Origin of the sequence: Novacetimonas maltaceti (assembly GCF_002906255.1) — a bacterium.
In the GTDB taxonomy this organism is placed as follows: domain Bacteria; phylum Pseudomonadota; class Alphaproteobacteria; order Acetobacterales; family Acetobacteraceae; genus Novacetimonas; species Novacetimonas maltaceti.
Genome location: NZ_POTC01000023.1, coordinates 42056 through 48642 on the forward strand (window position 1 = coordinate 42056; position 6587 = coordinate 48642).

The 6587-nt window shown below is 65.3% G+C and carries 6 protein-coding genes; 3 read left to right on the forward strand and 3 right to left on the reverse strand.

What is annotated here, in order from left to right:
• Positions 1-166: 166 nt before the first annotated feature.
• From KMAL_RS09535 to KMAL_RS09545, 3 genes are all read right to left on the reverse strand, one after another.
• Positions 167-1123 (reverse strand): acetyl-CoA carboxylase carboxyltransferase subunit alpha, encoded by a 957-nt coding sequence (locus KMAL_RS09535; protein ID WP_110095470.1) that lies wholly within the window; start codon positions 1121-1123, stop codon positions 167-169.
• Between the two features lie 87 nt (positions 1124-1210).
• On the reverse strand, positions 1211-2125 hold the full coding sequence (locus tag KMAL_RS09540; RefSeq protein ID WP_110095471.1) for a tyrosine recombinase: 915 nt from the start codon (positions 2123-2125) through the stop codon (positions 1211-1213).
• Positions 2122-2337 carry a hypothetical protein gene (locus KMAL_RS09545; RefSeq protein ID WP_239020053.1) on the reverse strand — a complete coding sequence of 72 codons (216 nt, stop codon included), beginning with the start codon at positions 2335-2337 and terminating at the stop codon, positions 2122-2124. Before KMAL_RS09545 ends, KMAL_RS09540 begins: the two co-directional genes overlap by 4 nt.
• A 137-nt stretch (positions 2338-2474) precedes the next feature.
• On the opposite strand from KMAL_RS09545, the gene aroB reads away from it, so the two are divergent.
• From aroB to KMAL_RS09560, 3 genes are all read left to right on the forward strand, one after another.
• On the forward strand, positions 2475-4238 hold the full coding sequence (gene aroB / locus KMAL_RS09550) for a 3-dehydroquinate synthase (protein ID WP_110095472.1): 1764 nt from the start codon (positions 2475-2477) through the stop codon (positions 4236-4238).
• A 304-nt stretch (positions 4239-4542) separates the two neighbouring features.
• Complete coding sequence (locus KMAL_RS09555) at positions 4543-5721, forward strand: OmpA family protein (RefSeq protein WP_110095473.1); 1179 nt, start codon at positions 4543-4545, stop codon at positions 5719-5721.
• A 433-nt stretch (positions 5722-6154) separates the two neighbouring features.
• Positions 6155-6587 (forward strand): outer membrane beta-barrel protein (locus KMAL_RS09560; protein ID WP_180999789.1); only part of this gene is annotated, 433 nt, incomplete at its 3' end.

The window sequence follows — 6587 nt, forward strand, 5'->3', positions numbered from 1 at the left end:
CCCAAAGGGGAATACCCTTTGGTGGGGTTTCAGGGGCAAAGCCCCTGAACATGCAGCATTACCACATGCATGTAATACCCGGGCGCTGCCCGGACCCGGCAGGGATCACGATCCCTGCACCCTGATTTATCAAAAAATCATGGTTCCCGAAATTGGATGGGCGATCTCAGGCGATCCTGTCCCGCCCCATGGCGAGGAATTTTTCCCGCCGCTGCGCCTTGAGCAGCGCCGCATCCTTCTTCAGCAGTCCGGGGAGTTCCGCGGCAATCGCATCCCCCACCGCGCGGATCGTCGCCTTGGGGTCTCGCTGCGCGCCACCCAGCGGTTCGGGAATGATCCGGTCGATCAGTTCGAGTTGCAGCAGGTCCTGCGCCGTCAGCTTCAGCGCACCGGCCGCCGTGCTGGCCTGCTTGGGGTCGCGCCACAGGATCGAGGCACAGGCCTCGGGCGAGATGACGGAATAGATCGCATGTTCCAGCATCATGACCCGGTCGCCCGCGCCAAGCGCGATGGCCCCGCCGGAGCCACCTTCGCCGATGACGGTCGCGATGACCGGAACCGGCGCGGACAGGCAGGTATCAATGGACCGCGCGATGGCTTCGGCCTGTCCGCGTGCCTCCGCATCGATGCCGGGCCATGCGCCGGATGTGTCGATGAAGGTCAGGACCGGCAGGCCGAACTGCCCCGCCAGCTTCACCAGGCGCTGCGCCTTGCGATAGCCTTCGGGACGCGCCATGCCGAAATTGTGCTGCAGGCGGGTTTCGATCTCCGCCCCGCGCTCCGTGCCGATGACGACAACGGGTTGGTTGCCGAAACGGCCCAGCCCGCCAATGATGGCCTTGTCCTCCCCGAACAGGCGATCACCTGCAAGCGGCGTGAACTCGGTAATCAGCCCGGCGATGTAATCCACCGTGTGCGGACGCTGCGCATGGCGGGCGACCTGCACCTTCTGCCATGGCGTCAGCTTGGCGTAGGCCGCGCGCAGTTCGCGGTCGGCCTTTTCCGTCAGGCGTGCGATCTCGTCGGCGATGTTAATGCCGTCGGGACCGGACATCTTGCGAAGTTCGTCAATCTTGTTTTCAAGCTCGGCGACGGGCTTTTCGAAATCTAGAAACTGGCGCATGGCCTGCCGATAGCACAGGCCGGGGCGCAGCCAAACAGATTCTGCACCGATGGTGGCGCGTTTTTCCCGACCCCGGCCTTTTTACCCTCAGGCGACGGCATGTTCCGACAGCGGATGATGCTGGCGCAGCGCTTCCTGCAGGCGTTCCGTCAGGACATGGGTATAGATCTGGGTGGTGGCGATGTCGGCATGCCCCAGCAGCATCTGCAGCGCCCGCAGGTCCGCCCCGTGCGACAGCAGGTGGGTGGCGAACGAATGGCGCAGCACATGCGGCGACAGGTGCCGCGGGTCCAGCCCGGCCTTCAGTGCCACATCATGCAGGATCCGGTCGAATCCCTGCCGTGTCATGGGGCGCAGGGGGCTGCGGCCGGGAAACAGGAACGCGCTGCGCAGCGGGCGGTCAAGGCGCATCAGTTCATCGGCGGCATCGCGCGCCCGCGCGGACAGGGGCACCATGCGCTCCCGCCCGCCCTTGCCGCGCACCAGCAGCATCCCCGTCATGCGTTCCAGCGCCGCGCGCGGCAGGGACAGCAGCTCGGAGATGCGCAGCCCGGAGGCATACAGGATTTCCAGCGCGGTGCGCGCGACCAGCATGCGCCGCACCTCCTGCGCCCCCGCATCGGCACGCGCCACACATGCCGCCAGCAGCGACTCCACATCCCCCTCGGACAGGAAACGCGGCAGCGCGGCACGCAGGCGCGGGGCTTCGAGCATGCTGGCCGGGTTATCGGGCCGCCGCCCCTCGCGCACCAGAAACAGGTAGTACTGCCGCAGGCATGACAGCCGCCGCGCCTGCGTGCGCGCCGAAAGCCCCGCCTGCGCCAGACCCGACAGGTACGCCCCCAGTTGCCGCGCCGATGCCTGTGGCAGCGATGCGCCCTGCCCCGCCAGCATGCTGCCAAGGTCGTCAAGGTCGCGGCGATAGGCCTTCAGCGTATTGAGCGCCGCCCCCCGTTCGGCGGCCAGCATCTCAAGGAACGCATCGACGCCGTCCGCGCTCATTGCGCGGCGGCGGGCTTGCCCAGCGGCATGACCGGCAGCGGCGCGGGCGCGGCGACCGCCATGGGTGGCGGTGCTGCGGGCGCCGTGGCCAGTGACAGGTCACGATGCACGTCCTGCTGCACCAGCGCGGGCGGGAACATGCCGAGCGAGAGGAACCCGCCGACCATGCAGGCCAGCACGACCGCGAACGCGGCGACAATAATACGGGCCATGACCGTTTCCCCCATGCAAAGGATGCGCCAGATACTCAACAAGATGATGGCGAAAAGGCCCGCGCATGCCCCCATGGCGGCAACGCACGGTCTTCCCCGCTATCCGTTTTTTCCCGCTCTATGTTAGGTTGGCCGCCATGTCACGCCCGATTTCATCCGATACGCCCCCGATGGCGCGCCCGACGTCCCCCCATAACGACGCCACGCCCCTGTTCATTCCCCTTGACCTCGATGCGCTGGGCCAGGGCCGCCATGCCGCCACCGCCCCGCCACAGGGGGGCAGCATCGTGCTTGTCGGGCTGATGGGTGCGGGGAAGACCACCATCGGGCGGCTGCTCGCGGCGCGGCTGAACCTGGAATTCGTGGATTCGGACGAGGAGATCGAACGCGCGGCAGGCTGTTCCATCGCCGACCTGTTCCAGAAATACGGCGAGGCGGAATTCCGTCGCGGCGAACATATGGTCCTGCGCCGTCTGATGTCCGGGCCGCCGATCGTCCTTGCGACCGGGGGTGGGGCGTTCATGGACCCGCGCACCCGTGCATGCGTGCGCGAAAATGCGACCTCGGTCTGGCTGCGCTGCACCCTGCCGGTCCTGCTGGAGCGCGTGCAGGACCGTACCCATCGCCCGTTATTGAACGTGGAGTCGCCCGCCACGGTGCTGTCGGACCTTATGCGCGCCCGGCATCCCGTCTATGCCGAGGCGGACATTATCGTCGATTGTGGAGATGACAACGTGGAGCACAGTGCCGAAAAGGTCCTGGGGGCCATCAATACCGCGCGCCGCCCCCTGCTGGTGCCCGTCAGGCTGGAGCGCGCGCGCTATGACGTGCAGATCGGGGCGGACATGATCCGCCGCGCGGGCGCCCGCCTTGCGCCCCTGCTGCCGCAGAAACGGGTCATGATCGTCACGGACGAAAACGTGGCGGCGCTGCACCTGCCCACGCTGCTTGCGGGGCTGGAGGAAACCGGCATCCGCCATGGGACCATCACCGTCCCGCCGGGGGAAGGGTCAAAGACGCTGGCCGAATACGGGCGCGTGACCGGTGAACTGCTGGCGGCCGGGGTTGAACGCGGCACCACGGTCCTTGCCCTTGGTGGCGGGGTCGTGGGCGACCTTGCCGGGTTTGCCGCCGCGACCACCCTGCGTGGCCTGCCGTTCGTGCAGGTCCCGACCACGCTGCTGTCGCAGGTCGATTCGTCCGTGGGGGGCAAGACCGGGATCAACACCCCGTATGGCAAGAACCTGCTCGGCGCGTTCCATCAGCCCATCTCCGTTCTGGTCGACACGACGGCGCTGACCACGCTGCCCGCGCGCGAAATCCGCGCCGGGTATGCGGAGATCCTGAAATCCGGCCTGCTGGGCGATGCCGACCTGTTTGAATGGTGCGACCTGCATGGGCAGGCGGTGCTTGATGGCGACTCCGCCATGCAGGCGGAGGCCATCCGCCGCGCCTGCGCCTTCAAGGCCGCCGTCGTCGCCGATGACGAACGTGAGGAACGCAAGGCCAACGGGCGCGCGCTGCTCAACCTCGGCCATACGTTCGGCCACGCGCTGGAGGCGGAGCTTGGCTATGACGGGCGGTTGCTGCATGGGGAGGGCGTGTCGATCGGGCTGCGCCTGGCGTTCATGCTGTCGGTCCGCCTTGGCTACTGCCCGCAGGCCGACCTGGACCGCGTGAGCGCGCACCTCGAACGCCTGGACATGCCCGCGCGCATCAGCGACACGGGGGAGGAATTCTCGGCCGCCACCCTGATCCGCCACATGCAGCGCGACAAGAAGATGCGCGACGGGCGCCTGTCCTTCGTCCTTGTCCGCGGGATTGGCAAGGCCTTCACCTGCCGCGACGTGCCCGACGACGCGGTGGCCGCCGTGCTGCGCGCGGATGGCTGCCGCCCCTGACCCCGGACCCCACGCCCCGCCCGGATCACGGCGCGGGGCGTGATCTTTATGCAACAATGGTCCGGGGAATAGGGCACACCTGTGCGCACCCGGACTACATTTACCTTATTTCAACCTGTCTCCCCCACAACGAAACCCGCCAAGGGTCGTATCGGGAGATCTGGTAAGCAATATTCCCGCAATATTCCCCCTGGCGTCGCAAAAGAAAAGCACAAGCTTTATTCGCTCAACATTGTATCGCCCTTGGTGGAACTGCCCCTATCTCCACGAACTCAGGCGTACGATCAGGTTTAAGGACGGGAATATGCGTCTGCGTACGGCGTTACTGGCAACGACCCTGATGGCCGCCGCCCCGGCGGCGTCAATGGCCACGACGATCACGGGCCCCTATGTCGGGATCGGGGGGGGCTATGACCTCACCCAGGTCCAGCATGGCCACGGGGTTGACCGCGACGGTGGTCCCACCCATCAGGAAAACGAGGTCGGAACACGCGACCGCCTGCATCACAGCAATGGCTGGACCGGCTTTGGCGGGGTGGGCTGGGGCTTTGGCAACGGCCTGCGCGTGGAAATCGAGGGGGATTACAACTGGTCGCAGATCAACCGCGAGACGATCGGCGGCGGGGCGAACACCTTTGTCGGCCATACCCATGGCTCCGACCGGTCCTATGGCGGGTTCCTCAATGTCCTGTATGACATCGACCTGAAGCGCCTGTTCAACATCGACGTCCCCGTCACCCCGTTCGTCGGTGTCGGCGCGGGCTACCTGTGGCAGGACGTGGGCACGTCGACTGGCTACAACATCAATGGCGTCAGCGCGAATGTCCGCCATATGGGTGGCAACCAGGGCTTCGCCTACCAGGGTATCGTCGGTGCGGCCTATGACATTCCGGGCGTCCCCGGCCTGCAGATGACCACCGAATACCGCATGATCGGCCAGCCGCAGTCCTTTGCGATGGGCAATGCCGGCAGCCAGACCACCATCGGCAGCCCGTGGAATGCGGAACGCAACGGCTATGTCCGGTTCGACCACCGCTTCAACCACCAGTTCATCGTTGGCGTGCGCTATGCCTTCAACCATGCGCCGCCGCCGCCGCCGCCGGCCCCCGCCGTTGTCCCGCCCGCACCGACCGCGGCCCGCACCTACCTCGTCTTCTTTGACTGGGACGGCGCAGCCCTCACCGGCCGTGCGCGTGAGATCGTGGCCGAAGCCGCGCAGGCGTCCACCCACGTCCAGACCACCCGCATCGAGGTCAATGGCTACACCGACAACTCGGCGGCCCAGCCGGGACCGCGCGGCGAACAGTACAACATGGGCCTGTCCCTGCGCCGCGCCAACAGCGTGAAGGCCGAACTGATCCGTGACGGCGTGCCCGCCAACGCCATCGACATCCAGGGCTATGGCGAAGCGCACCCGCTGGTCCCGACCGGCCCGGATACGCGCGAACCCCAGAACCGTCGCGTCGAAATCATCCTGCACTGATCGCGGGACACGTCATGGCAGAAGGGAAAAGGAGTGCTCCGGCGCTCCTTTTTTCGTTATGGGGCCGATTCCTGCCTCCACCATGGATAAGCCCCGGCAAAATAAGGCAGAAACACCACATAACGTTCTTCATATATTCTTTTGCGCGAACAGTATGAAATTTATGGGATTTCGCGCATGATTCGCGATATCCCCTTTTGGATAAAGGGAAAATTTAAATTATACCTCACAGTATCTTTAAGGTTTTGTGCTTTTTTTGCCACACTCATCCCGATACGGTGAAACGTCCCTTCTCATCCCTACCGAGAAAGGCTATCTGACACTCAGAAAAGATTAACGGATGATGTGTCTGTGCATCCTGCTGAGTTGGGACGCGCCTCATCCCTTTGAGACTCCATGAAGTTCTGACACTTCATTTTTTAAGGACGAGAATATGCGTCTTCGCACGGCGTTACTGGCAACGACCCTGATGGCTGCCGCCCCGGCGGCCTCGATGGCCACGACGATCACCGGTCCGTATGTTGACATCGGGGGTGGTTACAACCTGACCCAGACCCAGCACGGGCACTTTGCCGACACCGACGGCGGCACGGAACCGGGCCGTGAAAAGGTCGGCCACCGTCATGGCTGGACCGGCTTCGGCGCGGTCGGCTGGGGCTTCGGGAACGGCCTGCGCGCCGAGGTCGAGGGCGACTACAACTGGTCCGAAATCTACAGCAAGAGCCGTGGCGACAAGGGCTCCGACCGCTCCTATGGCGGCTTCGTCAACGTGCTGTATGACATCGACCTGAAGCGTCTGTTCAGCATCGACGTCCCCGTCACCCCGTTCGTCGGTGTCGGCGCGGGCTACCTGTGGCAGGGCGTGC

Excerpts from the sequence above, each read along its gene's own strand:
- KMAL_RS09545 (WP_239020053.1), bottom strand. The coding sequence starts at position 2,337 with ATGGCCCGTATTATTGTCGCCGCGTTCGCGGTCGTGCTGGCCTGCATG.
- KMAL_RS09535 (WP_110095470.1), bottom strand. The coding sequence starts at position 1,123 with ATGCGCCAGTTTCTAGATTTCGAAAAGCCCGTCGCCGAGCTTGAAAAC.
- aroB (WP_110095472.1), top strand. The coding sequence starts at position 2,475 with ATGTCACGCCCGATTTCATCCGATACGCCCCCGATGGCGCGCCCGACG.
- KMAL_RS09555 (WP_110095473.1), top strand. The coding sequence starts at position 4,543 with ATGCGTCTGCGTACGGCGTTACTGGCAACGACCCTGATGGCCGCCGCC.
- KMAL_RS09540 (WP_110095471.1), bottom strand. The coding sequence starts at position 2,125 with ATGAGCGCGGACGGCGTCGATGCGTTCCTTGAGATGCTGGCCGCCGAA.